The organism is Gordonia sp. DT218, assembly GCF_049847105.1.
Taxonomy (GTDB): Bacteria; Actinomycetota; Actinomycetes; order Mycobacteriales; family Mycobacteriaceae; genus Gordonia.
The window spans coordinates 629,848-655,241 of sequence record NZ_JBNCNS010000001.1; the positions used below are offsets into that span (position 1 = coordinate 629,848).

At 66.8% G+C, this 25,394-nt stretch carries 23 protein-coding genes; 10 read left to right on the top strand and 13 right to left on the bottom strand.

Annotated features, from left to right (window positions below):
• Window positions 1-6: 6 nt before the first annotated feature.
• Both ACPXCG_RS02895 and ACPXCG_RS02900 read right to left on the bottom strand, forming a co-directional pair.
• Window positions 7-2,514, bottom strand: a complete 2,508-nt coding sequence (locus ACPXCG_RS02895) for an HAD-IC family P-type ATPase (protein ID WP_425788905.1) — start codon at window positions 2,512-2,514, stop codon at window positions 7-9.
• A complete protein-coding gene (locus ACPXCG_RS02900) occupies window positions 2,511-3,692 on the bottom strand; it encodes an MBL fold metallo-hydrolase (protein ID WP_425788907.1) in 1,182 nt (393 codons plus the stop codon). The genes ACPXCG_RS02895 and ACPXCG_RS02900 overlap by 4 nt, the downstream gene beginning before the upstream one ends.
• A gap of 188 nt (window positions 3,693-3,880) precedes the next feature.
• Here ACPXCG_RS02900 and ACPXCG_RS02905 point away from each other — a divergent pair, with 188 nt between their 5' ends.
• Complete coding sequence (locus ACPXCG_RS02905) at window positions 3,881-4,504, top strand: TetR/AcrR family transcriptional regulator (RefSeq protein WP_425788909.1); 624 nt, start codon at window positions 3,881-3,883, stop codon at window positions 4,502-4,504.
• Window positions 4,505-4,639: 135 nt separating this feature from the next.
• On the opposite strand, the gene ACPXCG_RS02910 is transcribed toward ACPXCG_RS02905, so the two are convergent.
• From ACPXCG_RS02910 to ACPXCG_RS02920, 3 genes are all read right to left on the bottom strand, one after another.
• Window positions 4,640-5,749: an XdhC family protein gene (locus ACPXCG_RS02910; RefSeq protein WP_425788910.1), complete on the bottom strand. Its 1,110-nt coding sequence runs from the start codon at window positions 5,747-5,749 to the stop codon at window positions 4,640-4,642.
• Between the two features lie 71 nt (window positions 5,750-5,820).
• Complete coding sequence (locus ACPXCG_RS02915; RefSeq protein WP_425788912.1) at window positions 5,821-7,551, bottom strand: purine-cytosine permease family protein; 1,731 nt, start codon at window positions 7,549-7,551, stop codon at window positions 5,821-5,823.
• A gap of 151 nt (window positions 7,552-7,702) precedes the next feature.
• Window positions 7,703-8,434, bottom strand: coding sequence for an enoyl-CoA hydratase (locus ACPXCG_RS02920; RefSeq protein WP_425788914.1), 732 nt, complete (start codon window positions 8,432-8,434; stop codon window positions 7,703-7,705).
• Between the two features lie 35 nt (window positions 8,435-8,469).
• Here ACPXCG_RS02920 and ACPXCG_RS02925 point away from each other — a divergent pair, with 35 nt between their 5' ends.
• From ACPXCG_RS02925 to ACPXCG_RS02945, 5 genes are all read left to right on the top strand, one after another.
• Window positions 8,470-9,606: an NAD(P)-binding domain-containing protein gene (locus ACPXCG_RS02925; RefSeq protein WP_425788916.1), complete on the top strand. Its 1,137-nt coding sequence runs from the start codon at window positions 8,470-8,472 to the stop codon at window positions 9,604-9,606.
• A gap of 63 nt (window positions 9,607-9,669) precedes the next feature.
• The gene (locus tag ACPXCG_RS02930; protein WP_425788918.1) at window positions 9,670-9,969 is read left to right on the top strand and encodes a helix-turn-helix transcriptional regulator; all 300 of its coding nucleotides are present in this window, start codon (window positions 9,670-9,672) and stop codon (window positions 9,967-9,969) included.
• Window positions 9,966-10,556: a hypothetical protein gene (locus ACPXCG_RS02935; protein ID WP_425788919.1), complete on the top strand. Its 591-nt coding sequence runs from the start codon at window positions 9,966-9,968 to the stop codon at window positions 10,554-10,556. The genes ACPXCG_RS02930 and ACPXCG_RS02935 overlap by 4 nt, the downstream gene beginning before the upstream one ends.
• A complete protein-coding gene (locus tag ACPXCG_RS02940; protein ID WP_425788921.1) occupies window positions 10,553-11,458 on the top strand; it encodes an ABC transporter ATP-binding protein in 906 nt (301 codons plus the stop codon). Before ACPXCG_RS02935 ends, ACPXCG_RS02940 begins: the two co-directional genes overlap by 4 nt.
• Complete coding sequence (locus tag ACPXCG_RS02945) at window positions 11,455-12,708, top strand: ABC transporter permease (RefSeq protein WP_425788923.1); 1,254 nt, start codon at window positions 11,455-11,457, stop codon at window positions 12,706-12,708. Before ACPXCG_RS02940 ends, ACPXCG_RS02945 begins: the two co-directional genes overlap by 4 nt.
• Here ACPXCG_RS02945 and ACPXCG_RS02950 read toward each other — a convergent pair.
• From ACPXCG_RS02950 to ACPXCG_RS02970, 5 genes are all read right to left on the bottom strand, one after another.
• Complete coding sequence (locus ACPXCG_RS02950; RefSeq protein WP_425788925.1) at window positions 12,674-13,702, bottom strand: enoyl-CoA hydratase/isomerase family protein; 1,029 nt, start codon at window positions 13,700-13,702, stop codon at window positions 12,674-12,676. The genes ACPXCG_RS02945 and ACPXCG_RS02950 overlap by 35 nt on opposite strands.
• A gap of 43 nt (window positions 13,703-13,745) precedes the next feature.
• Window positions 13,746-15,026, bottom strand: coding sequence for a cryptochrome/photolyase family protein (locus ACPXCG_RS02955; RefSeq protein WP_425790463.1), 1,281 nt, complete (start codon window positions 15,024-15,026; stop codon window positions 13,746-13,748).
• A gap of 54 nt (window positions 15,027-15,080) precedes the next feature.
• Complete coding sequence (locus ACPXCG_RS02960) at window positions 15,081-15,449, bottom strand: FKBP-type peptidyl-prolyl cis-trans isomerase (protein WP_161060126.1); 369 nt, start codon at window positions 15,447-15,449, stop codon at window positions 15,081-15,083.
• Window positions 15,450-15,529: 80 nt separating this feature from the next.
• Entirely contained in the window at window positions 15,530-16,852 is a 1,323-nt protein-coding gene (locus tag ACPXCG_RS02965) for a citrate synthase (RefSeq protein ID WP_425788928.1), read from the bottom strand.
• Window positions 16,853-16,862: 10 nt separating this feature from the next.
• Complete coding sequence (locus ACPXCG_RS02970; RefSeq protein ID WP_425788929.1) at window positions 16,863-17,864, bottom strand: carbohydrate kinase family protein; 1,002 nt, start codon at window positions 17,862-17,864, stop codon at window positions 16,863-16,865.
• A gap of 87 nt (window positions 17,865-17,951) precedes the next feature.
• Between ACPXCG_RS02970 and ACPXCG_RS02975 the strand changes: the two genes are divergently transcribed.
• From ACPXCG_RS02975 to ACPXCG_RS02985, 3 genes are read left to right on the top strand one after another with little or no spacing between them, the layout of a single operon-like run.
• Window positions 17,952-18,629, top strand: coding sequence for a 5-oxoprolinase subunit B family protein (locus tag ACPXCG_RS02975; protein WP_425788931.1), 678 nt, complete (start codon window positions 17,952-17,954; stop codon window positions 18,627-18,629).
• An 11-nt stretch (window positions 18,630-18,640) separates the two neighbouring features.
• Window positions 18,641-19,513 carry a biotin-dependent carboxyltransferase family protein gene (locus tag ACPXCG_RS02980; protein ID WP_425788933.1) on the top strand — a complete coding sequence of 291 codons (873 nt, stop codon included), beginning with the start codon at window positions 18,641-18,643 and terminating at the stop codon, window positions 19,511-19,513.
• A gap of 34 nt (window positions 19,514-19,547) precedes the next feature.
• Window positions 19,548-20,579: an oxygenase MpaB family protein gene (locus ACPXCG_RS02985; protein WP_425788934.1), complete on the top strand. Its 1,032-nt coding sequence runs from the start codon at window positions 19,548-19,550 to the stop codon at window positions 20,577-20,579.
• Between the two features lie 174 nt (window positions 20,580-20,753).
• Here the strand turns inward: ACPXCG_RS02985 and ACPXCG_RS02990 are convergent, their stop codons facing one another.
• From ACPXCG_RS02990 to pdxH, 3 genes are all read right to left on the bottom strand, one after another.
• Window positions 20,754-21,839 (bottom strand): isopenicillin N synthase family dioxygenase, encoded by a 1,086-nt coding sequence (locus tag ACPXCG_RS02990; protein WP_425788936.1) that lies wholly within the window; start codon window positions 21,837-21,839, stop codon window positions 20,754-20,756.
• 180 nt (window positions 21,840-22,019) lie between these two features.
• Complete coding sequence (locus ACPXCG_RS02995) at window positions 22,020-23,288, bottom strand: MFS transporter (protein ID WP_425788937.1); 1,269 nt, start codon at window positions 23,286-23,288, stop codon at window positions 22,020-22,022.
• Entirely contained in the window at window positions 23,288-23,983 is a 696-nt protein-coding gene (gene pdxH / locus ACPXCG_RS03000; RefSeq protein WP_425790465.1) for a pyridoxamine 5'-phosphate oxidase, read from the bottom strand. Before pdxH ends, ACPXCG_RS02995 begins: the two co-directional genes overlap by 1 nt.
• Before the next feature lie 184 nt (window positions 23,984-24,167).
• Here pdxH and ACPXCG_RS03005 point away from each other — a divergent pair, with 184 nt between their 5' ends.
• Window positions 24,168-25,295 carry a citrate synthase 2 gene (locus ACPXCG_RS03005; protein WP_425788939.1) on the top strand — a complete coding sequence of 376 codons (1,128 nt, stop codon included), beginning with the start codon at window positions 24,168-24,170 and terminating at the stop codon, window positions 25,293-25,295.
• Window positions 25,296-25,394: the final 99 nt, after the last annotated feature.

Below are 25,394 nucleotides of genomic sequence, written 5' to 3' on the forward strand. Positions count from 1 at the left end.
GTCTAGTCAGTCCGGGCGTCCCGCTGCAGTCCCGTCGTCGACTGGATCCGCGGCATCGGCCCGGCGCTGATCGCGCGCCGCCACGACCCGCGGAACCATCCGCGAGACCACCTCGACCGCGGCGATGCCCACTGCCGCCGACACTGCGGCGACCGACATCATCTGCGCATTCGACGTGTCCAGCTTGAACAGGTCCTGAGTCCACGGCCACAGGAAGATCAGCACATACGCGCCGACCGACACCCCGAGCAGGATCGCCTTCCACCAGTTGTACGGCCGCGCGACCACCGCCAGGACATACAGCGCGACGGCGATCAGGGTCATCAAGGTCGCGGTCGCCGCCTGCGTCTGCAGAGGACTGAGGTCGACCGAGTCCTTGCTCCCGATCTCGACACCCGCCCCACCCGGGTTCACGATGACGTAGGTGACAAAGGCGGCCAGTCCGACGATGATGCCGTTGGGCACCGCTTGGGACAGGACACGTCGAACGAATCCCGGCCGGGCTCGTTCATTGTTCGGTGCCAGCGACAGTACGAACGCCGGGATACCGATGGTGAACCACGCCGAGATGGTGACGTGGATCGGCTGGAAGGGGTAGCTGAGAGAACCGGCACCGAACAGGTGATCCACCAGTCCGCCGATACCGACGAACAATGCCAGCAGCACCGCGTAGACGGTCTTGGTGAGGAACAGGTTGGAGACCCGTTCGATGTTGCCGATCACGCGGCGACCCTCGCCGACGACATAGGGCAAGGTGGCGAACCTGTTGTCGAGCAACACGATCTGCGCGACCGAGCGCGCCGCCGAACTCCCCGATCCCATCGCCACCCCGATATCGGCGTCCTTGAGCGCCAGCACGTCGTTGACACCGTCTCCGGTCATCGCAACGGTGTCGCCCGTGGACTGCAACGCCTTGACCATCGACCGCTTTTGATCGGGACGAACCCGCCCGAAGGTGACGCCGCGTTCGACAATCTCGGCGAGTTCCTCTTGGTCGGCGGGCAGGCTGCGTGCGTCCACCGACGTCTCCGGTGAACCCAGACCGAGTGAGGCCGCGACCGCGCCGACCGATCGCGCGTTGTCGCCGGAGATCACCTTGACGTCGACGTGCTGACTCGCGAAGTAGTCGAGAGTCTCCCGTGCATCGGTCCGAACCCGCTGCTCGAGCACGAGGAGCGCGACAGGGGTGACCGAGCCCGGGGTGTGGGCACCCGGCGCGGGCGGGGTGTCGACCGGCACATCGGTCTGCGCGAGCAGCAGAATCCGCAGTCCTGTCGAGCCGAGTTCGTTCGCCAGATGCGCGGTGGCACTCTCCGGATCGAGAAGCACGTCGGGCGCACCCACCAGCCAGTTGCCCATGTCCTCACCGTCGGTGTCGTCGCGGAACGACATTCCGCTCCACTTCTTGGCCGACGTGAACGGCTCCACCGTGACCAGCGTCCACGACGGCGGCTCGGGATAGGCCTCGGACAAGGCCTGCATGCTGGCGTTCGGGCGCGGGTCGTGGGCGGCCAGCGACGCCAGGACGGGTCCGAGATCGGCCGGCGCCTGCCCGGCGACCGGCCGCACTTCCGACAACCGCATCCCGTTCTCGGTGAGTGTTCCCGTCTTGTCGGCGCACACCACGTTCACGCGGGCCAGGCCTTCGATCGCGGGCAGTTCGTTGACCAGACATTGCCGCTGACCGAGCCGCACCACGCCGACGGCGAACGCGATCGAGGTCATCAGGACCAGACCTTCGGGGACCATCGGCACCAGGGCGGCGACCATGCCCAGTAGTGAGGCGCGTATCCCGTTGTCGCTGATGAACAACTGGTTGACGATGGTGAGGATGCCCGCCGGGATCAGCAGCCAAGTGATCACCTTGAGGATCTGGTCGATCCCCGACCGCAGTTCCGAGGAGACCAGGGTGAACTTGGACGCCTCCGACGCGAGTTGTGCGGCGTAGGCCTGGGCACCGACCTTGGTGGCCCGATAAGCACCCGAGCCCGCGACGACGAAGCTCCCGGACAGGATCTGATCCCCCGACGTCTTGTCGACCGGGTCGGCCTCCCCGGTGAGCAGTGACTCGTCGACGTCGAGAGCCATCGCCTCGACCATTTCGCCATCGACGACGACCTGATCGCCTGCACCGATCTCGATGATGTCGTCGAGGACGATCTCGTTCGGCGACAGTGCGACCACCTGCCCGTCGCGACGCACCATCGGCGTGGTCTGGCCGACGATCGCCAGCTTGTCCAGGGTCCGTTTCGCACGAACCTCCTGGATGATGCCGATGCCACTGTTCGCGATGATCAGCAGGCCGAACAGGCCGTTGATCAGCGAGCCGGTGGAAGCGACGATCACGAACAGCACCCCGAGGATCGCGTTGATCCGGGTGAACACGTTGGCCCGCACGATGTCGGCGACGGAGCGCCCGGACCGGTCCGGAAGGTCATTGACCTGGCCGTCGGCCACCCGTTGTGCGACCTCTGCCGCGGTGAGACCGGGATGTCCGGCGGTCACTTGGGTCACGCGGTGGCCTCCCACCACGCCGGGTCGTCGAGTGCGGTGCCGGACCGGGTCAGGAGATCGATCGAACCGCCGGGCGGCGGAACGATCACCGTCGTCGCGTTGTCTGCCGCGGCCGGTAGCAGCCGGGCGATGGGGTCGCCCCACGAATGGCGGGCGAGATTGAACGTCCCCCAATGGATCGGGATCATCACCGCGTCGCGCACGCGATCTCCGGTCACCATCCGGTGCACCCGAACCGCCTCTTCGGGGTTCACGTGGACATCCGGCCAGACGGGATCGTAGGCGCCCACCGCCACCAGCGTGAGGTCGACGCCGCCGAGCCGCATCCCGACCTCGTCGAACTGTTCAGAGAATCCGGTGTCACCGGAGAAGAAGAAACTGTGGGTGGGTCCTGCGACCACCCAGCTCGCCCATTGCGTCAGGTTGCGGGTCAGCGATCGCCCGGAGAAATGTCGGGCGGGGGTACAGGTGAACGTCAGGTCGCCGCGAACGAAAGACAGGGTGTGGTCGTCCCACCAGTCGATCTGGTCGATCCGGTCCGCCGCGATCCCCCAGGACATGAGGTGGGCACCGACTCCGATCGGGGCGACGAAGCGGACACCCGGCTGCCGTGCGGCGAGGTCGACCACGGTGGGCATGTCGAGGTGGTCGTAGTGGTCGTGGCTGATCAGGACCACGTCGATGGGCGGCAGGTCGGCGACCTGGGCGGGTGCGGGATGCATGCGGGCCGGGCCGATTGCCTTGGCGGGTGAACAACGTCGGCTGAACACCGGATCGGTCAGCACGCGTACCCCGTCGAGTTCGACCAGGACCGAGGCGTGCCCCAGCCAGGTGGCGTGCAGGGCACGCACCTCATCCGCGAACTCGGGTCTCAGGACCGGGATCGGCCGACGCGGCCGGCCGGGTCGCCGCGCCATATCGAGAAACACCCGGAAGTCGGCGTCGACCGCGGGTTCGGCCTGTTCGACATTGCTGAACACCCCGTCGAGTTGCCGCGCCGACGCCGCCGTGAACCGGCGGATCTCCTCGGCGTCGGCGCCGAGGGCGCGTGCCGCGGGTAGTCCACGTCTGGCCAGTCCGCCCGTGACCGCATTGGCCGTCGCCAGCCCTACCGTCGAGAGAGTTGAGGCCGCACGCTGTGCCAGATTTGCGCCGGTCCGGCTGATAGTCGAGGTCACGGGACTCAGGATAGTGCCGTCCGACTCTGGGACGGGCCGCGACGCCGACGTGTTGATCGTCTCGACGAACCGTCCCGACGCGGCGGACCCGCCCATCTCACGTTCGTTGCCCGATTCGCACTGATAGGCTTCGACGAACACGTCACCATACATGTGCAGGTCACATGCGGTCTTGGGGGTAGTCCTCGTTGGCAAGAATGTCTGTCGGGGAGCGTCGGTCGGCGCTCATCGAAGCCGCATATCGCGTGATCGCCGATCACGGTGTCGAAGGTGCGACGACGCGTCGCATCTGCGCGCACGCGAACATGCCGCTCGCCAGTTTCCATTACGCGTTCGACAGTCGCACTGCGTTGCTCTGCGCGGTGATGGAGACGGCCGTGCCCTCCGACATCAGCCGGATGCTCGAGGCGATCCTGCCGATGGCCGCGGATCCGGAAGGCCGCGGGCGTGAGGCGATGCGCAAGAACGCGCAGGCACACCTCGAGGGCTTCTACACCCTGCTCAAGGCCGATCCCGGCCGGATGCAGGCCACCATCTCACTGGGCATCTACGCGCACAATCACGCGGAGCTGCAGGAGGTCGGCAAGGAGATGTACGGCCGACTGTACGAGGTGGCGGGCATCGGCCTGGAGATCGCGGCCGAGCGCGCGGGTGTGCGATGGAAGGAGCCGGTCTCCGATCTCAGCCCGGTGATCATCGCCGCCACCAACACCATCACCCTCACCTATCTGAGCACCTCTGACGATGTGGCGATCGCGAAGATCATCGAACTGGTGGTGACCGCGCTGATGACCTACGTCGTCGAGGACTGAGCGGGCCGAGTCCCGGGGCGGTGCATCCGCCGGAAACCGCCGTGCGGAGACCAGGAGCCACGAAGGTCACCAGCAGGCGGATCTGCCTGTGCAGTCCGAGGAACCCTGGCCAGGGATTATCCCGCTCCGTGCCACTCAATCCGCGGACGGAGCCTCCGACATGCGGTGGATCGGTCCGTCGATGTCGCGCAGCGGCCGCCCGCTTCCACCATTCCGATCGGAGATCAGTTGCGCCACAACCGATATCGCCACCTCCGACGGGGTGTGGCCGCCGATGTCGAGTCCGAGCGGAGACCGCAGCCGATCGATCTGGTCCCGCGGGAGCCCGGCGTCGATCAGGCGCGCGATCCGGTCGGTGTGGGTGCGCCGGGAACCCAGGGCACCCACGAACCCGACCCGGTCGGACCGCAGAGCCGACATCAGGATCGGCACGTCGACCTTGACGTCGTGGGTCAGCACGCAGACCACGGTGGCGGAATCTGTTCGACCCGAGACTATCTCGCCGTCCAGATATCGGTCCGGCCAGTCCACGATCACCTCGTCGGCATCGGGGAACCGGGCCGCCGTCGTGAACACGGGACGCGGATCGACGACGGTGACGTGATAACCGATGTTCTTCGCCGTGGTGGTGAGGGCGCGGACGAACTCGTTGGCGCCGACCGCGATCAGGCGACGCGGCGATGCGAAGGTCTGCACGAAGGTCCGCGGTCTGCCGGCCGCGCAACCGAGCGGCATCTCGGTGTCGTCGACGCCGACGATCCCACTTCGCCCGGCGTCGAGCAGGTCGGCGATGTCCTCGTCGAGTTCGCGCCACCGCTCGATCGCGTCACCGTGGTTCACCCGCCAGAGCGGCTGCGCGGTCAGCGTCGTCGCCACCGCGACCGGCCGGCCGCTGGTGATCGCGGCAAGCAGATCGGTGAGATCGGCCACGTGACCCGCATCGATCCGTTCGACGAAGACCTCGATCTCTCCCCCGCAGGTGAGGCCGATGGCGACGTCGTCGAGGTCCGTGGGACCGAAGCGCTCGCCGACCGCACATCCCGTGTCCAGTACGTCGCGCGCCGACTGCACGATGGCCGAGTCGACACATCCCCCCGACAGTGAACCGATCACCTCACCGGCCGCGGTGACCGCCATCGCCGCACCGAGTCGGCGAGGCGCCGGGCCACTCGTCGCGACGACCCGCGCCAGCGCCACCGGACCGTCGGCGAGACGGTCCAGCAGCACGGGGATGAGATTTCGCATCTCGTCATTCTCCCAGACCGACGTCGACCGGGCTCGGCACGAACTCCCGAACCCGGTCGACCACGAACGCGTTACGTCTGCGCGGGCAGTACGTGCTCACCGGTCTTGTCGCACGACAACGCCAACGAACTGATGTACTGCTTCTCCCCGTCCGGGCCCGGGACGGCGGACGCGATCATGTCCGGACGCTCGAACTCCATCCCCGTGACGCAACACATCAGCTTTTCGTGCGTCGGGTTGCCGTGCTCGTCGTACATCGGGATGTCGATGCCGTCGTCGGTGCGACGCAGGTAGTACTTGCCCTTGGTCGAGAGCGCGATGATCGGCGGCAGCACCAGGGCGAGCACCAATGCGACGAGCGGCGAGTACGGCTGGATGGTGTCGCCGAAGACGTGGAAGTAGACCAGGATCGACGCACCCGCCGAGACGATCAGCGACACGAAGCCGACCGGGTTGAAGTTGTAGATCATGCCGCGCCGGAACTCCGGCTGCTTCGGCGAGATCTTCAGCAGGTACTTGTTGATCGCGATGTCCGACGCCACCGCGACGACCCAGGCGATACCACAGTTGGCGTAGAAGTTCAGCAGGTTGTTGAGGAAGCTGAACATGTCGGACTCCATCAGAACGATGGCGATCGCGACGTTGAAGAACAGGAAGACGAGTCGTCCCGGATAGGTCTTGGTGACGCGGGTGAAGCTGTTGGTCCATGCCAGCGAGCCGGAGTACGCGTTGGTCACGTTGATCTTGACCTGGCTGATGACCACCAGGATCACCGCCAGCGTCAGAGCGAGCCAGTGCGGTAGGAAGTCCTGGTAGATCTCCACGAACTGATGCACGGGCTGGTTCGCGATGCCGGCGTTGTCGACCGAGATCCCGATCAGGTAGACGGCCAGGAACAGGCCGACGATCTGCTTGATGGCACCGAAGAAGACCCAGCCCGGACCGGCCGTGATGGTGGCGATCCACCACTTGCGCGAGTTCTCCGGGGTGCGCGGCGGCATGAATCGGAGATAGTCGATCTGCTCGGCGATCTGGGCGATCAGCGAGAGACAGACACCGGCAGCGAGCATCGTCCCGGCGAAGCTCACTCCCTTGCCCAGGGGCTGGCCATTGGAGTCGACACCACTGAAGGCGAAGAAGTCGCCGATGGCATCCGGATGCTTGATCACGAGGTACAGGAACGGCAGCACCATCATGATCAGCCACAGCGGGGTCGTCCACACCTGTAGCTTCGCCAGCGTGTTCATCCCGTAGATCACGAGCGGGATGATCAACACGGACGACAGGAGGTAGCCGATCCACAACGGTATGTGCAGCCCCAATTCGAGGCCCTGCGCCATGATCGACCCCTCGAGGGCAAAGAAGATGAACGTGAACGAAGCGAAGATCACGTTCGTCAGCACCGACCCGTAGTATCCGAATCCGCTTCCGCGCGTGATCAGATCGAGGTCGATGTTGTAGCGGGCCGCATAGAAGGCCAGCGGGTACCCGGTCAGGACGATCACGATTGCGAAGAATCCGATGCCCAGCAGCGCATTTCCGGTGCCGTTCGCGATGCCGACGTTCGCCCCGATGGCGAAGTCGGCCAGATAGGCGATGCCGCCCAGTGCCGAGATGGCGACGACGCCCGGCCCCCACTTGCGATAACTGCGTGGCGCGAACCGGAGGGTGTAATCCTCGAGTGTCTCGCGCATGGCCGCGGCCTGCGGGCCGGTGGCGATGATTCCCCCCTCGGCCTTCTCCACATCACCGACTTGGTCGGCGAACCCCCCGACCCCGTCGTGGACCGACTCATTCGACATACCGCTCCCTCACCAGGTTTCGTGCGCACTCCGGACCGGAGGACACCTTGGGTGAAGGTAGAAACGGGCGATTTCGATCACTTGACCGGAATGTTTCGGACACGAAAACTCCCATCCCGACCTGACGGAGAGACCGTTTTGTCCGAATTCCCTAGCGTCCGCTGAAGTTCGGAGTGCGTTTTTCCGCCCGTGCGGCACGACCTTCCGCGAGATCGTCGCTTTCCCAGGCCTGCATCATCGCGGCCAACCGATCGGACGGCGGCTCATCGCGCGCACCGTCACCGTTGAGGACCAGCTTGTAGTGCTGGAGGGTGAGCGGCGCCAGATCGGCGATGACGGAAGCCCAGTGTCGGGCGTCGGTCAGATCGCCGATGCGGTTGGCGAAACCGAGTGCATGGGCACGATCCGCGGACAGCGGATCGCATCCGATGAGCATGCCCGCTGCCTGGCCGGTCCCGACCAGCGACGCCAACCGCTTGATCGTCCATTCATCAACCGCCACACCGATCTTCGCGGCGGGAATACCGGCCATCGCATCGGGAGCCATCACGCGCAGGTCCGCCGCCATCGCGAGCTGCAGTCCCGCGCCGAGCGCCGAGCCGTTCAACGCCGCGATCACCGGGACAGGTGTCGCCTCGATCTGTTGCAGGGTCGTCACCAGTTTGTCCAGGAACGCCGGGTCGTACACCGGACCGGAGAGGTCGGCGCCGGCACAGAAGACGGGCCCCCTCCCGGTGAGGACGATCGCCCGCGCTCCTCCGTCCACCGCATCGACGAATGCCTCCGAGAGCTCAGAGACCATGGTCTCGTCGAGGGCGTTGCGCTTGTCGGGGCGGTCGAGCTCGATGCTGACCACTGCACCTTCTGCAGACGAGTGAATCATGTGCCGAAGCCTACCGAGGTGACAGACTGCCCAGTGTGGGTGCTCCCGACAACGACAGCGACATCCGAGACGACTGCGACGTGCTGGTGATCGGGGGCGGGCAGGCCGGGTTGTCGGCCGCGTACTTCTTGCAGCGATTCTCACTCGACGACCGTTATCAGCTCCTCGACCACGCCCGGGGGCCTGGCGGGGCATGGCAGTTCCGCTGGCCGACGCTGACACTCGCTGCGGCCAATCGCGTCCACGACCTGCCCGGATACGGGCTCGTAGAGGCACTCGGACGCGACTGCGAGACGTTTCCCGCCGCGACCGCCGTCCCGGAATATTTCGGTAAGTACGAGCAGAAGTTCGGCCTGCGGGTACATCGGCCGGTCGATGTCCGCTCGGTCGAGCGCCTCGACGCCGAGTCGGGCGACGACGGCTTTGTCGCGACTCTCCGCGACCGGAGGACGATCACCACCCGGGCGATCATCAACGCGACGGGCACCTGGGAACGCCCGTTCGTCCCGCATGTTCCCGGGATCGGCGACTTCCGTGGCCGCCAATTGCACACGCATGACTACGTCGGGCCCGAGGAGTTCGCGGGCAAACGGGTGCTCGTGGTCGGGGCCGGCATCTCGGCGATCCAGTTGCTCATCGAGATCGCCCGCAGGGCACCCGGGGCACAGACGTTCTGGTGCTCCCGGACCGAGCCGGTGTTCGACCCGACCCCGTTCGATCCGGACAAAGGCCGACGGGCGGTCGCCCGCGTCGACGAACGTGTCCGGGCCGGCCTGCCACCGACGTCGGTCGTCTCGGTGACCGGACTGGCCCTCACTCCGGCGATCCGGGCCGCGCAGGACGACGGCATCCTCGCCTGGCGCCCGATGTTCACCCGGATCACGGAGACCGGCGTGTGCTGGGACTGCGGGGTGGAGGCCACGAGCGGCGACGCCACCCTGGACGTCGACGTCATATTCTGGAACACCGGATTCCGCAGCGCGCTCGACCATCTCGCTCCACTACACCTTCGCGGACCCGGCGGCGGGATCACGATGACCGGCCGGTTGGCCACCACCGTCGCGGCGGAGCCACGGATCCAGCTCCTCGGCTATGGGCCGTCGGCATCCACGATCGGAGCCAATCGGGCAGGCCGCGCGGCGGCGCGAAACGTCGCGGAGTTGATCGGTTGATCGGTTGATCGACGTTCGCGGGAGACCTTGACATTCTGTTGTGTTTTCCTAACAATTGCGTAGGTGAGCCCTGTCAGGAGAGGCGAGAAGCTCCCGATCTTCAATCGCATCGGCGTCCTGCGCGCGGAGCGGAAGATGTCGCGGGCACACCTTGCCGAACTGGTCGGCATCAACGTCCAGTCCGTAGGCGCCCTCGAACGCGGCGACAACTACCCCAGCCTCGACCTCGCGTTCCGTATCTGCGCCGTCTTCGACCTGCCCGTCGAGGCCGTGTTCAGCCGCCGTGAATTCGGGGCCATGTCGGCCGAGCTGTATCCGCGGGTCACCGACGACCGACAACCCGATCACGGAGGAGCACGATGAGGGACCCCAATTCGGCCATCCCGGAGGACGCGACCCCCGCCCTGTGGCGGCGTTACGACGAGTGGCGGGCCGGGCGTCATCTCCGTTTCAACGAGAAGCATGCGGGCGCGCTGAACTCGTGGCGCACTCGTCGCGGCGCCCGACGACTGGTCCTGCTCCAGGTGTCCGCCCTCGTGGTGACCCTCGCCGGTGCCGTGATGTCTTTCGCGACAATGTGGTTCGTGATCCCGTTCGTCGTCGGGGTGGTCGGATCCTGCACCGTGCAATACGCGCTCCGCATCGTGACCGGATCGATCGCCGACACCCCGGTACCTGCGCTCGACGAGATCCAGCTCGCCCAACGGAATTCGGCGAGGTCCATCGGGTTCGTCGTTCTCTACTCGCTCATGTTCATCCCGTACCTGATCCTCATCATCCTGGGCACCAACGACAGCGTGAGCGGCCAATCGGTGTACGGCACCGCCATTCTGCTCATCACCCTCGTGGTGATGGCGGTGGTACTCCCGACGATGCTCACCGCCTGGTGGATGAACGATCCCGACCCCGAAGACCTCATCACCAGCGAGACAGAACGGAGCCACGGATGAACGGGCCGCTGATCATCGACGGACTGCACAAGCGATACGGGAAACTGATCGCCCTGCAGGACATGACCTTTCAGGTCTCACCCGGTGAGATATTCGGATTCGTCGGGAGCAACGGCGCGGGCAAATCCACCACGATGCGGATCATCCTCGGGGTCCTCGCCGCGGATGCGGGCAGCGTGAGCCTCGGCGATCATCCGATCGACCTGCAGACGCGTCGGCGCATCGGGTACATGCCCGAGGAGCGCGGGCTCTATCCCAAGATGAAGGTCGGCGAACAGCTCGTGTTCCTCGCCCGACTCCACGGGATGTCGTCCATCGCAGCCCGCGAGAGCGTTGACCGGTGGACTACCCGGCTCGGGGTCGAGCAACGGGTGAACGACGATGTCGGCGATCTGAGCCTGGGCAATCAGCAGCGCGTCCAGCTCGCGGCGGCCCTCATCCACGATCCCCGCGTCCTGGTGCTCGACGAACCGTTCTCCGGGCTGGACCCGGTGGCGGTCGACGTCATGAGCGATGTGCTCAAAGAGAAGGCGGCCGAGGGTATCCCGGTGATCTTCTCCTCCCATCAGCTCGATCTCGTCCAACGCCTCTGCGATCGGGTCGGCATCGTCGCGCGCGGCCAGATGCGGGCACTGGGCCGGGTCGACGATCTCCGTGCACGCGAAGGCGTGACGCTGGAGGTCGCCGGGCCGTCGGCCCGGACCCGGTGGGCGGACGGCATCGCCGGCGTCGAGCAGGCCGACTACGACACCGACATCGACCTGACGACGCTGCGGCTCGACCCGGCTGTCGCAGACGACCAGGCGATCCTCGGCGCGGCTCTGCGCGTGGGTCCGGTCCACCGCTTCGCGACGTCGACCCCTTCCCTGACCGAACTGTTCCGAGAGGTGGTCTCCGCATGAACTCCCCCATTTCACGCCCCCCGCACGAGCGCGCCGGATCAACCGGGTCCGGGTCAGGTGGTGCCGGTGGTGCCGGTGCCGTGCAGTCGATCTGGTTGGTCGCCGAACGAGAGATCGCGACCCGCGCGAAGACCCGGTCGTTTCTGATCAGCACCGGTCTGCTGATGATCGTGATCATCGTCGGCGCCATCGTCTGGTCGGCGCTGAGCGGCGGTGACGACGCCGATCGCGTCGGCGTCGTCGGCCAGGATGCCGCACTCTCGCAGACCATCGAGGAGTTCGGCTCGGCAACCGGCACTTCGGTCGATGTGGTTCCGGTTGCCTCGGCGGCGGACGCCCGCGCCCGGGTGGCCGACGGTGATCTCACCGCCGCCCTCCTGCCGGGTACCTCACCGAACGCGTATGTCGCGGTCTCGGAGAGCGGGCTGAGCCCCACTCTCGACGGTGTTCTGCGGTCGTCGGTTGAGCAGGTCGGCCTCACCCGTTCGCTCGCCGAACGGGGCGTCGACGCCGCATCGCTCCCCCGCGCGACGATCACCGTGGAACAGACCACTCCCGACAAGCCCGACGAGGGACAACGCATCGTGATCGCGCTCGTCGGCACCATCCTGCTGATCACCGCGATCATGATGGGCGGGTCGATGGTCGCCGTCGGTGTCGTCGAGGAGAAGACATCACGGGTCGTCGAACTGCTGCTCGCAACGATCAAGCCACTGCACCTGTTGTGGGGCAAGATCATCGGCATCGGCGCCATCGCGATGGCGCAGGTCCTGCTGCTCGGCGCGACCGCAGTGATCGCGGGTCGGATGACCGGGCTGCTGACGATCCCGGGGGCTGCGATCGGGATGTTCGCGGCGGTGATCGCCTGGTTCGTACTGGGTTTCCTGTTCTTCGCCACGCTCTACGCGGCGACGGGTGCGCTCGTCTCCCGCCAGGAGGAACTCAACGCCAGTTCGGCTCCGCTGACCATCCTGGCGATGGCGGTGATGTACTCCGGGATCTTCGGCATCCAGGCCCTCGACTCCACCTTGATCCAGGTGCTCACCTGGATACCACCGTTCAGCGCGGCGCTGATGCCGGTCCGGATTGCCACCGGCGACACCTCGACGTTCCAGGTCGTCGTCACGTTCGCACTGATGGTGCTCGCCTGCGCGGCCGCCACCTGGTTCGCATCCCGGATCTACCAGCGGTCGATCCTGCGGACCGGCACCCGCGTCAAGTGGTCCGAGGCCATGTCCCTGGCCCGCTGACGTCGACGGGCACGACATCGGCGATCTCATCCGCGAGTCCCCACCGCAGGGCGGTCTCCGCTCCGATGGCGCCACCGTCCACCGCGAGATGAAAGGCCCGCCAGCGGCCGATCCGTCGTGGGATGCCGACCGTACCGCCGGCACCCGGGATCAGACCCATGCCCACCTCGGGCAGGCGGATCACAACTCCCGGATCGACCACCACCCGACCGACCAGGCCGGGCAGTTCGATGCCCGCACCCACACACGCGCCGTGCAGAAAAGCCGTTGTCCGGTCGGCGATCTCCGCAAGGCGGACGCCTGCCCCGCCGGCCGTGCGGACGAAATGGGCGATCACCGGATCCGGCGTGGTCCCGAACTCGTCGAGATCGCCGCCCGCGCAGAAGACCGGACCCGCGCCGCGCAGGTGGACCTCCGTGACCGTCTCGTCGAGCACCGCGACGTCGAGCGACTCGACGAGCGCATCCCGAAGGGCCGCGCCGAAAGCGTTGCGGCGCTCCGGCCGGTTCAAACCGATCGTGAGCCGGCCGGCATCGCGATCGACGATCACCGGCACACCCCGGGGCGCCGGAGGCAGCGGACGCGGACCTCGCCGGGTGAGCCACGCCGCGAACTCATCTCCGCCGAGCAAGGTCGAGTACGCCCACGACTCGATGTCCAGCGCCTGCCGGACCGACACCTGCGTCCCCGTCCGGAGCACGGCGGCCAAGGTGGTCGCGGCCTGCGGATTGCGGGCGACGTGGTCGGCGAGTCGGTGGGCGGCCGCTTCGGGTTCGACGGTCCCGACGACCGATCGGTGCACCCCCTCGGCCTCGGGAGCGGCATAGACGACGTCGCATCGCTCGCCGAGCACCGCCCAGTCCACCGTCGGGAGCGACCCGGACGTGAATCCGATCCGGACGGACTCGACGTGGCGGTCCGCCGACCATGCGAGACGGGCCCACGCCGCATCGTCGGAGATGTCGGCGACAAACGGGTCTGGAGTCGCGATCACGGGTGTCAGCCTAATGCGGAGTCGCAATGGCGAGCGAAGGACATCAGATCTGGCGAAAGCGTCGAAGAGCCTCTTCGCGTTCCGCCTTGTGGTCGACGATGGGGTCGGGGTGATCATCGTCGACCTCCGGCACCCACCGGCGCACGTACGCGCCGTCGGGATCGAACCGCCGTCGCTGGGTCTCCGGGTTGAAGACGCGAAAGTACGGCGCCGCATCGGTCCCGGTGCCCGCCGCCCACTGCCATCCATGCTGATTGGACGCCATGTCCCCGTCGACGAGCTGATCGAGGAACCATCGCGCACCCCACCACCAGGGCAGGTGTAGATCCTTGACCAGGAACGACGCCGCGATCATCCGGACGCGGTTGTGCATGAAGCCGGTCTCGGCGAGCTGACGCATGCCGGCATCGACGATCGGGAAGCCGGTCCGCCCCTCCTTCCACGCATCGAAGCGCCGGTGCGCATCGGCGTCGGTGTCGAGTTCGATGTCGTCGAACTGACGATTCCAGTTGTGCCACAAGCTGTCCGGCCAGTGGTAGAGCACCGAGGCGTAGAAGTCCCGAAACGCGAGTTCCCGGAGATACGCCTGAGCGCCCATAGACCGGCCCAGGTCGGCGGCCATCGTCCGGGGATGGATGTTGCCGAACTTCAGATAGGCCGACATCCGGCTGCTCACATCGAGATCCGGTCTGTCGCGGCCCGTTTCGTAGTCCTCGAGATCGTCGCCGACGAACTCCGACCAGCGCGCCAGTGCAGCGTCCTCGCCTGCGGGGATCTCGAGTGTCGCCGGAGCGGCCGGCACCCGGATGCGTCCCGAGTGACGAATATTACTGGGGTTCAACAGGTCCGAGACAGCCACCGCCGACGATGCGGGCCGCCGCCAGCCATGTCGGCACCACGCCCGGAAATACGGGGTGAACACCTTGTACGGATCGCCGTCCGGCTTGGTGACCCGGCCGGGCGAGACGAGATATGGAGAACCGGTGGCCTCGAGAGGTATGTCCCCGAGCGCCTCGGCAACGGTCGCATCGCGCCGTCGTCCGAACGGAGAGAAGTCGTCGCTCACGTGAACCGACGCGGCGTCGACTGCGGCCACCACCCGCGGGATCTCTTCCTCCGGCCTGCCACGCACCACCAGCAGACGGCCGGAGAGCTTGTCGTCGAGTTCTCGGAGTGAGTCGAACAGGAAGCTGAGACGTCGTGGACCCGAAGACTTCTCGAGCCTCGGGTCCACGACGAAACAGATCAGGATCTGGTCACCGCCGTCATGGGCGGCGATGAGGGGCGGAAGGTCACTCAGACGCAGATCGCGTCTGAGCCACAGCACCGACGGTGCCGACGGCACGAACCCGGCCCGCTCGCTCGCCTGCCGGAGCGGCTATCCCACGCCCAGCAGATCGATGACGAACACCAGTGTCTTGCCCGAGAGTCGATGACCGGCCCCTGCCGGACCGTAGGCGAGCTGCGGCGGAACCGTCAGCTGCCGGCGGCCGCCGACCTTCATGCCGGGAATACCCTCCTGCCAGCCCGGGATCAGCCGGTCGAGCGGAAAGTTCGCCGATTGACCACGGTCCCAGGAGGAGTCGAACTCTTCGCCGGTGTCGTATTCGACGCCGACGTAGTGCACGTCGACCACGCCACCACTCTGCGCCTCGGCGCCTTCACCGACAATGAGGTCTTTGACCTGCAGTTCGGCGGGAGCGGGACCCTCCGGGAATTCGACTACGGGCTTCTCTGTGCTGGTCAACGGGACTCTCCTTTGAGTCGTCGGATCAGGTGTCTGGTCAGATCGGCGTACGTGGCGCCGATCTCAGGCCTTCCGGCGCGTCAGCGCTGTCCCATGTTCACGTAGTCGCGTTCGGTGTAGCCCGTGTACAGCTGACGCGGGCGGCCGATCTTGCCGGACGGATCCGCGTGCATCTCACGCCAGTGCGCGATCCATCCGGGCAGCCGGCCGAGTGCGAACAGCACTGTGAACATCCGGGTCGGAAAGCCCATTGCACGGTAGATGACGCCGGTGTAGAAGTCGACATTCGGGTACAGCTTGCGCTCGATGAAGTAGTCGTCGCTCAGCGCAACATCTTCGAGGCCCTTCGCAATGTCGAGCAGATCATCTTGCACGCCAAGTGATTCCAGGATCTGGTCGGCGGTCTTCTTGACGATCGCAGCACGCGGGTCGTAGTTCTTGTAGACACGGTGACCGAAGCCCATGAGCTTCACGCCGTCTTCTTTGTTCTTGACCTTGTTCATGAAGGCCTGGGTGTCGCCGCCGGACTGCTTGATGTCCTCGAGCATCTCGAGCACGGCCTGGTTGGCACCGCCGTGCAGCGGACCCCACAGCGCGTTGATGCCGCCGGAGATCGACGTGAACAGATTGGCCTGTGACGACCCCACGAGACGCACGGTCGAGGTCGAACAGTTCTGTTCGTGATCGGCATGCAGGATGAACAGCATGTCGAGGGCTTTGGCGACCTTCGGGTCGACCTCGTACGGTTCGGCCGGGAAGCCGAACGTCATGCGCAGGAAGTTCTCGACGAGGCTCAGCGAGTTGTCCGGATAGAGGAACGGCTGACCGGCCGACTTCTTGTACGCGTAGGCCGCGATCGTGGGCAGCTTGGCCAAGAGTCGGATCGTCGACAGCTCGACCTGCTCGGGATCCTTGGGGTCAAGCGAGTCCTGGTAGTAGGCCGAGAGGGCGTTCACCGCGCTCGACAGCACCGGCATCGGGTGGGCGTTACGCGGGAAGCCGTCGAAGAAGCGCTTCAGATCCTCGTGCAGGAGGGTGTGCCTCCGGATCTTGTCCGTGAAGTCCTCGAGCTGCGCGGGCGTCGGCAGCTCACCGTAGATGAGCAGATAGCTGACCTCGATGAAGGTGGACTTCTCCGCGAGCTGGTCGATCGGGATACCGCGGTACCGCAGGATGCCTGCGTCACCGTCGATGTAGGTGATCGCCGACTTGGTCGACGCGGTGTTGACAAAGCCGCCATCGAAGGTGGTCAGGCCGGTCTCGGCGAGGAGTTTGCCCAGTCCGACCGAGTCGGAACCCTCGGTGGCCTTCAGGATCGGAAGCTCCAGCTGACCACCGGGGTAGGTGAACGTCGCTGATGCCGTATCGGACGCCTGGTCAGCTGGGACTGTTTCAGCGGACACACGAACCCCTTTACTCAGGTGAGAGTCTTGTACTACGCAGATCCGGGTAAGGATGCTGTTGCTTATCAACGTAGTCGCTTCGCAGCTCGCCCGCCCACGGAGGGTCCGCGCCCGGCCGTGAAACGGTGACGGCGGCTACCTGACCTGCGAACTCAGCGGTCGCCAGCCACTCTTCGGCACTCAGTTCGGCCACTGCGCGAGGTGAGAGCGCGCCGAGGTTCTCCAGGTGGCGCAGCACTCCACCGACGACGCTGTCCCCTGCTCCGATCGTGTCGCTGACCTGCACCTTCGGCGCCGGTGATGTGACCGCCGCCGCAGCTGTGGTCACCGTGATCCCGTCCGGACCGGCGGTCGTGATCACCGCGGTGACGCCTGCGGCGAGCCAGGCGTCGGGGCCGGTGCCCGCCGGACCCGCCGAGAGCCAGTCGGCGTCCTCATCGGAGAGTTTGACGATGTCCACCGCGTCCATCCAGGACGCGAAACGACGCCGGTACGCGTCGTGGTCGGCGATCACCGCCGGCCGGATGTTCGGGTCGATCACCACGAGACGCCCTTCGTCGTGACAGCGGCGGATGAGCGACTCGTACACCGACGCACCGGGTTCCAGCACCAGCGACAGGGTGCCGAAACACACCGCCGCGACGGTCTGCGGGAAGACTCCCGGCTCCTCGACCAGACGGTCGGCCGTGCCCTCCACGTAGAACGAATAATGCGCGGCGCCGTCGGTGCCGATCGTCGCGAGCGCCAGCGAGGTCGGCTCGCGACGCCGTTGCACGTGCCCGGTTCCGACCCCGCCGGCCTGGAGCGCTGCGACGATCGCGTCGCCATAGGTGTCGGTGGACACCGCCGTACACAGCGAGACGGCACTGCCCAGCCGGCCGAGGGTCACGGCCACGTTGAACGGGCCGCCGCCGAGTGCCGGCTGGAGCGCGGCCAGTCGGCCGGTACCGACCGGTGTGCGGGCTGCGACGACGTCGACGAGTGCTTCGCCGCAGATCACGATCTCACGCATCAGGACACCTCCGGAGTTGCCGACAATCCTGCCATCGACGGCCGACTCCACCGGCACTATTCGTCGATGCACCGGTAGGTTGTGCACATGCGAGAGTTACCCGCCGGGCCCGACGCGGTGCTGCTCGACTTCGCCACCGACCTCGACTCCGCCACCGACACAGCGCCGCTGCACGCTGTCGGCACGGCGGCGGCCGCGTTGCGGCGTGCCGTACAGGCCGGAACCCTGCACGCCATCGAGGTGATCCCGACCGCGCAGACGCTGCTGGTGCAGGCCGAACCCGGCCGCGGGATCGACGTGCTGGGTATCCATCGCGCACTGCGGACCTCCGTGGCGCCCGGCGCCACCGACGACTCGACCACCTCCGAGATCCGCATCCCGGTCTCCTACGACGGACCAGATCTCGCCGACGTCGCCGATCTGCTCGACCTCAACCCGGACGAGGTCTCCGCGATCCATCGGGACACCACCTGGCAGGTCCAGTTCATGGGATTCGCACCTGGATTCGGTTATCTCGTCCCGCAACAGAACTCAGATCATCCGTTCCGGGATGTGGGCCGTCGCAGCGAGTCGCGGACCCGGGTGCCGGCCGGGTCCGTCGCCATCGCCGCCGGCTACAGTGCCGTCTACCCACGGGTCAGCCCGGGCGGTTGGCACCTGATCGGGCACACCGAACAGTCGATGTGGGACGAAGACAACTCTCCGCCGGCACTTCTCGAACCCGGCACACTCATCTGCTTCGTCGACGCCGACGCCGGATCGTGAGGACTCCGGCCGTGAAGTCCGTCACCGTGCTCGACCCGGGCCCGCTGTCGACCGTGCAGGATCTGGGCAGATCGGGTTATGCACATCTCGGCGTGCCGCGTTCGGGCGGCGCCGATCGCTCATCGCTGACGCTGGCGAACCGCCTCGTCGGCAATCCCGAATCCACCGCCGTCATCGAGACGACGTTGGGCGGGTTACGGATTCGCGCACACGGGACCCTGGTGATCGCCGTGACCGGTGCGCGTGCGGAGGTCCGCGTCGACGGGTCTCCGGTCGGCAATGCCGCCGCGGCCCCCCTTCCCGACGGCGCCGAACTCACCATCGACACACCCACCCGAGGCTGCCGCAACTACGTGGCCGTCCGCGGCGGTTTCGACGTGACCGCGGTACTGGGCTCCCGTTCCACCGACACCCTTTCCGGCCTCGGTCCCGAACCGCTCGCCGCCGACGTCGAAGTCCTTATCGGGCACGCCACGGCTCCATGGCCGGCGATCTCCGCCGCGCCGGTCGACAACGGCGAGCCCGAGGTCGTCGCCCTCGAGGCGTCGGACGGTCCACGTCGAGAATTGGTCGAGGAGCCCCGGGACCTCACGCACGGGATCTGGGAGGTCAGCCCGGACAGCAATCGGGTCGGCGTGCGACTGGACAGACCGGCCGAGTCGGACCACCCACTCGTCGTCCATCGCGCCGATGCCCCCGAGCTCGCCTCCGAAGGTGTGCCGCACGGTGCCGTGCAGGTCCCACCGAGTGGACGACCGGTGATCTTCCTCGCCGATCACCCGGTGACCGGTGGCTATCCGGTCATCGCGGTGCTCACCCCGGCCGCTGTCGACCACGCCGCCCAACTCGTCGCGGGACAACGGATCCGATTCCACCGTCGTTGACAGTCCGGCTGAGACGATCCTAGACTTTCGTCTCATGACCGAGGTGCTGACGAAATCTGCGGACGCCACGACTGACGGACCCGAGGGCGCCCCGACGCCGCGGCCCGAGGATTACGCACCACTCGGACCGGACTCGCTGACCTGGCAGATCTGGGGCACCTGGACCGGCATGTTCCAGGGTCTGTGGGCCGGCTCGATGCAGAACATGCACCCGAAGCTCGGGGCGGCCGTCTGGGAGCATTCCGACTTCTTCGGTGAACGATGGCAGCGACTGATGCGCTCGCTCTACCCCATCAGCGGTGTGGTCTTCGACGGCGGCACCGCGACCGGCCGTGAGGTGCGCGACTATCACCGGGACATCAAGGGCCAGATGGAGGACGGCACGCGCTACCACGCGTTGGATCCGGACGTCTTCTACTGGGCACACGCTACGTTCTGGTATGGCAATGTACGGCTCTGCGAACGCTTCGGCCCGTGGCTGACCGAGGATCAGAAGCGTCAGCTCTTCGAGGAGTCCAAGGCGTGGTATGCGATGTACGGCGTGTCGATGCGACCGGTGCCGGACACGTACGAGGACTTCCTCGAATACTGGGACTACATGTGCCGCAACGTCCTTCGCGACCATCCGGCGGTCCGGACCGTTCTCGACATCGGACAACTGCCGCCGCCCCCGTTCCTGCGGTTCATTCCGGAGACGTTGTGGTTCCGCTACATGGCCGAGACCAATCAGCGCTTCTTCACCTGGCTCACCACCGGATTCTACGACGAGCCGATCCGCGAGTTGATGGGGCTGCCATGGACCGACCGTGACGAGAGGCGCTTCCGCCTGCTGGGCCGGACGATCAACCTCGTGATGCACCGCCTGCTCCCGAAACGCTTTCTGCGCCATCCACGTCCGCGCGACGCATGGGATCGGGTCGATGGCCGGGTGGCCCCCGACGCCCCGCTCGTGGAGACGCCGGCTCGTAATCTCCCACCGGAACCCGAGCGCGACAACCCGATGCACTACTGCCCGGTGCACGCTGCGCGACGGGCCACCTATCCGGGCCGCATCAGCGAGAACTGACCCCCCGGCCTCCCCGCCGACCGAGTACGAACCGAGCGCAGCGAGGCCCGGCATCCTCCCCGCCGATCGAGTAGGAACCGAGCCCAGCGAGGCCCGGCATCCTCCCCGCCGATCGAGTAGGGACCGAGCGCAGCGAGGACCCGTATCGAGATCTCCCGGCCTGCAACAGATTCCCTACTGCTGTCCCAGCCCCCGGCGCATCGCCTGCCGCACCCGCTGCGCCTCCCGGCGCGCATACGGATTCGATTGTCCGGCACGGGAGCCGGCCAGTTTGGCGCCGATGTGTTCGCCCACCGTGATCGGCGAGTAGCGGCTTCCGGCGCCGACGCAGGACGGCAACGTGGAGATGATGGCGTCGATGTTGCCGTCATGGAAGAACGCGGCGGATCGCCTGCGCTCGACGGTCCCGTCCACCACCGGCGGTTTGACGCGGTGCAGCGTCGACATCCACCGCTCGTTCGTCCAGCGCGCCATGAGGTCACCGAGGTTGATCAGCAGCGCCCCGTCGGCGGGTTCGACGTCGTGCCAGACGCCGCCGCGATCGAGCACCTGCAGCCCCTTGACCTGATCGGCCCACAGCACCGTGACGATGCCGTAGTCGGTGTGCTCGCCCATCCCGGTCAGCTCACCGTCGAGTTCCACCTCGCCGGGCGGCAGGGCGTAGTTGTTCATCCGGAGCACGTCGAGCGAGTGATCGGTGTAACCGTCGAAGAAGTCCGGCGGGAGGTCAAGTGCGTCGGCGAAGATCCGGGTCAGCGTGTGTGCCACCCGTGCGGCCTCGGCGAAATACGCCGACACCGCAGCCTCGAAATGATCCACGGCCGGCCACGTGTTGCCGGCGTACTGATCCTCCGGCAGTTCGAGATCCGGATAGTTGGTCGCCTCCACTCCGACGTTGAAAGCCTCGAAGAAGTCGTTCATCCGATCGGCAGGCTCGACGCCAAGGCTCAGTGACAACGACTCCGACTTCGGTGGCGCGTAGCCCCGGTTGATCTCCGGCGGGGTGCGGTAGGCCTTCTTCCGCTCCAGTGGCAACGCGAAGAAGTCGTCCATCACGGCCGTGAACTCGTCGATCACCACGGACGGGATCTGATGCCCGACGATCTGGATGAACCCCACGGCACTGGCGGCATTGTCGATCTGGTCGGCGACGACAGCACGATCAGCCGCACTTCCGTTGCCGGTGTACGGGGTGATGTCGATGATGGGCACCGAAAAGGTCCCCGCGGGGTTGTCGACGACCGCGCTCATGGCACCCATAGTGGCATCGAATCGCCGACCTCGCTGATCAGCCGATACGTGCTGTCGCCCGCGTGTCGGGCATGCCGCCTGGGGCATTCCCGACAAACACCCCGGAATAACGCCCGCCCAACCGGGGGTTCACCGGCGTGTCGTCAATGGTGTGCCTGCGCACGGCGTAACTCTGGGCGCTTTGCGGGGTCAGGCGTGCTGACCGACGCGATATGCGACGAACGCCGGGATCGCCAGAGCGGCAACGATGGTCAGCACGACGACCAGGAGTCCACCCGCTGTGGTGGTCACCGCGACCCCGATCGAGGCAGCGGCGGCACCGTGGACGACGTCGGCGATCCGCGGGCCACCGGCGACCACCACGGTGAACACTCCCTGCAGGCGGCCACGGAGGTCGTCGGTCGCCGCGGCCAGCAGGATCGACTGGCGGAACGCCGCCGACGCCATGTCGGCGGCACCACCGATCATGAGGAAGACCAGTGCCACGGGCAGCATCGGCAACGACGTGCCGCCGGCAAAGCCCACGGCGACGCCGACACCCGCCATGGCCAGGCCCCAGACGATGACGCACACGATGACCGCGAGTCCCTGCCGCTCGACGCGACTGACCCACCCGGAGAAGATGCCGCCGACGACGGCCCCGGCCGAGATGGCGGTGAACAGGAGCGCGAACGCGATGCCGCCGCCGGATGGCCCGCCGAAGTTCTCGTGCGCCATCTGCGGGAAGAGGGCACGGGGCATTCCGAAGATCATCGCGATGAGGTCGACCAGGAACGACGCCATCAGGATCTTGTGGCCTGCCAGGTATTTGAGGCCGTCGATGACCGACCGCAGACCGGGAGTCTTGGGTCGGTCGTCGCCCTCTGGCCGCAACGACGGCAGCAGGATCACCGCGAGGAGCGTCGGCACCAGGAAGACGGTGTCCACGAGGTAGAGCAATGAATACCCGAGCCATGGGATCAGGGCACCACCGATGAGCGGACCCGCGATGGCACCCGCCTGCATCACGGTCATGTTCAGCGACAACGCCGCGGGCAGTTCGCGATCCGGCAACAGCCGTGGCAGCACCGCACTGCGGGTTGGCTGGTTGACGGCGAAGAAGGCCTGCTGAACGGCGAAGAGCGACAGGATGATCCAGACATTTCGAACACCGGCGGCAGCCTGCGCCCAGAACAGGGCGCTACAGGCGATGAGCCCCAGTGTCGAGATGATCAGCAGGGTGCGGCGATCGAAGACGTCTGCCAGCGCGCCGCCCCAGAGTCCGAACACGACCAGCGGGACGAGTCCGAAGATGCCGGTCAGTCCGACATATGCAGAGCTACCGGTGATCTGATAGATCTGTGCGGGCACCGCGACCACGGTGAGCTGTGCACCGATGACCGTGACGATGTTCGCGAGCCACAGACGTCGGAAGTAGGCGTTGCGCAGCGGCGTGGTGTCGGCCAGGAGTCTGGCCATCAGGGCTGGAGTCTTTCCGCCCGCCAGCCGTCGTCGAGCAACGTCAGGCGCACGCGGTTGTGCAGACGATTGGCGCGTCCCTGCCAGAATTCGACGACGGTCGGAACCAGGCGGAAGCCGCCCCAGTCGGCCGGCACCGGGATCTCGGCGCCGTCGTCGAACCCGCCGAACTCCTCCGCGACCGCCGCGGCCTTGGCCTCGAGATCGGTCCGGCTGCCGATCGGCCGGGACTGTTCGGAGGCGTAGGCCGAGAGTTGCGAACCACGCGGGCGGTTGAACCAGTAGGCATGGGTCTCCTCCATGCCGACGTGATCGACGCGACCGCGGACGTTGACCTGGCGCTCGAGCGCGATCCACGGGAACGTCACCGAGGCATACGGATCGGCGGCCAGGTGGCGGCCCTTGTCCGAGTCGTAGCCGGTGAAGAACACGATGCCTGCCGCATCGGCGCCCTTGCAGAGCACCGTCCGGGTCGCGGGATGACCGTCGGCGTCGACCGTGCCGAGCACCATGGCATTGGGTTCGGGGATTCGCGCCTCGATCGCCTCGCGCAGCCACACGGTGAACAGATCCACCCACGGCGGATCTCCGCGGAGCCAACTCGGGTCCAGGTTCTCGCGGATCCCGTCGGCGCCGGCTGCCCGGTCGCCCTCGCCGATGTTGGGCGGAATGCCACCGCCGTAGCCGACACGCATGTTCGGCAGGTCAATCGGTTCATCCGGCACGTGCGTGAGGCTACTCCCCGGACACGCCTGTTACTCCCCGGTACACCCCTGGGCGCGCGGCTGCCCTACAGTCCAAGTGGGTGCTCGGTCCGGTACGCCGGACATCACCGACAGCGCCGCCCACGATGACGTTTTTTCGAGATAGGTGGTCACCATGGCGAACAGTGTTCCCGACGATTTCGTCTCCGGACTGGAGGGCGTTGTCGCGTTCACCACCGACATCGCCGAACCGGACAAGGACGGCGGCAATCTCCGTTATCGCGGGGTCGACATCGAAGACCTGGTCGAGAATCACGTCACTTTCGCCGATGTCTGGGCGCTCCTGGTGGACGGCCGTTTCGGCGACGGCCTCCCCCCGGCCGAACCGTTCCCGCTGCCCATCCACACCGGCGACGTGCGAGTCGATGTCCAGGCGGCGCTGGCGATGCTGGCGCCGATCTGGGGATACCAACCGCTACTCGACATCGACGACGCCACCGCGCGCGCCAATCTCGCGCGGGCGTCGGTGATGGCGCTCTCCTATGTCGCGCAGTCGGCTCGCGGCATCCATCAACCGGCCGTCCCCCAGCACGTCATCGACGACTGTGACACAGTCACCGCGCGCTTCATGACCCGCTGGAAGGGCGATCCGGACCCCAAGCACATCCGGGCGATCGATGCCTATTGGGTCAGCGCCGCCGAACACGGTCTCAACGCCTCCACCTTCACCGCCCGGGTGATCGCGTCCACCGGAGCCGACGTCGCGGCCTCGCTGTCGGGAGCGATCGGCGCGATGTCGGGCCCGCTGCACGGCGGCGCACCGGCCCGCGTGCTGCCGATGATCGAGGAGGTCGAGCGCACCGGCGACGCCCGCGGCCTGGTCAGGGGGGTGCTGGACCGCAAGGAGAAGCTGATGGGCTTCGGTCACCGTGTCTACCGGGCCGAGGACCCCCGGGCCCGGGTGCTGCGCCGCACCGCGCAGGAACTCGATGTACCCCGCTACGAGATCGCGGCGGCCCTCGAACAGGCCGCGCTGACCGAACTGCGCGAACGCCGCCCCGATCGGGCCATCGAGACCAACGTGGAGTTCTGGGCCGCCGTGATCCTCGACTTCGCCGAGGTGCCGACGCACATGATGCCCGCGATGTTCACCTGCGGCCGCACCGCGGGCTGGTGTGCACACATCCTCGAACAGAAGCGCCTGGGCAAACTCGTCCGACCGGCCGCGATCTACACGGGACCGGCGCCGCGTCGTCCCGAAGATGTCGCCGGATGGGGCGAATTGGTGAAGCCCGGCCTCTGACCCCCTTGCCCTTGACTGCCGTTCCGGCCGCACTTTCGGCTGCTGGCCGCAGGATCAGCTCGAAGCCGGAACACGGAACTGCGGCCAGAACCTCTGGCC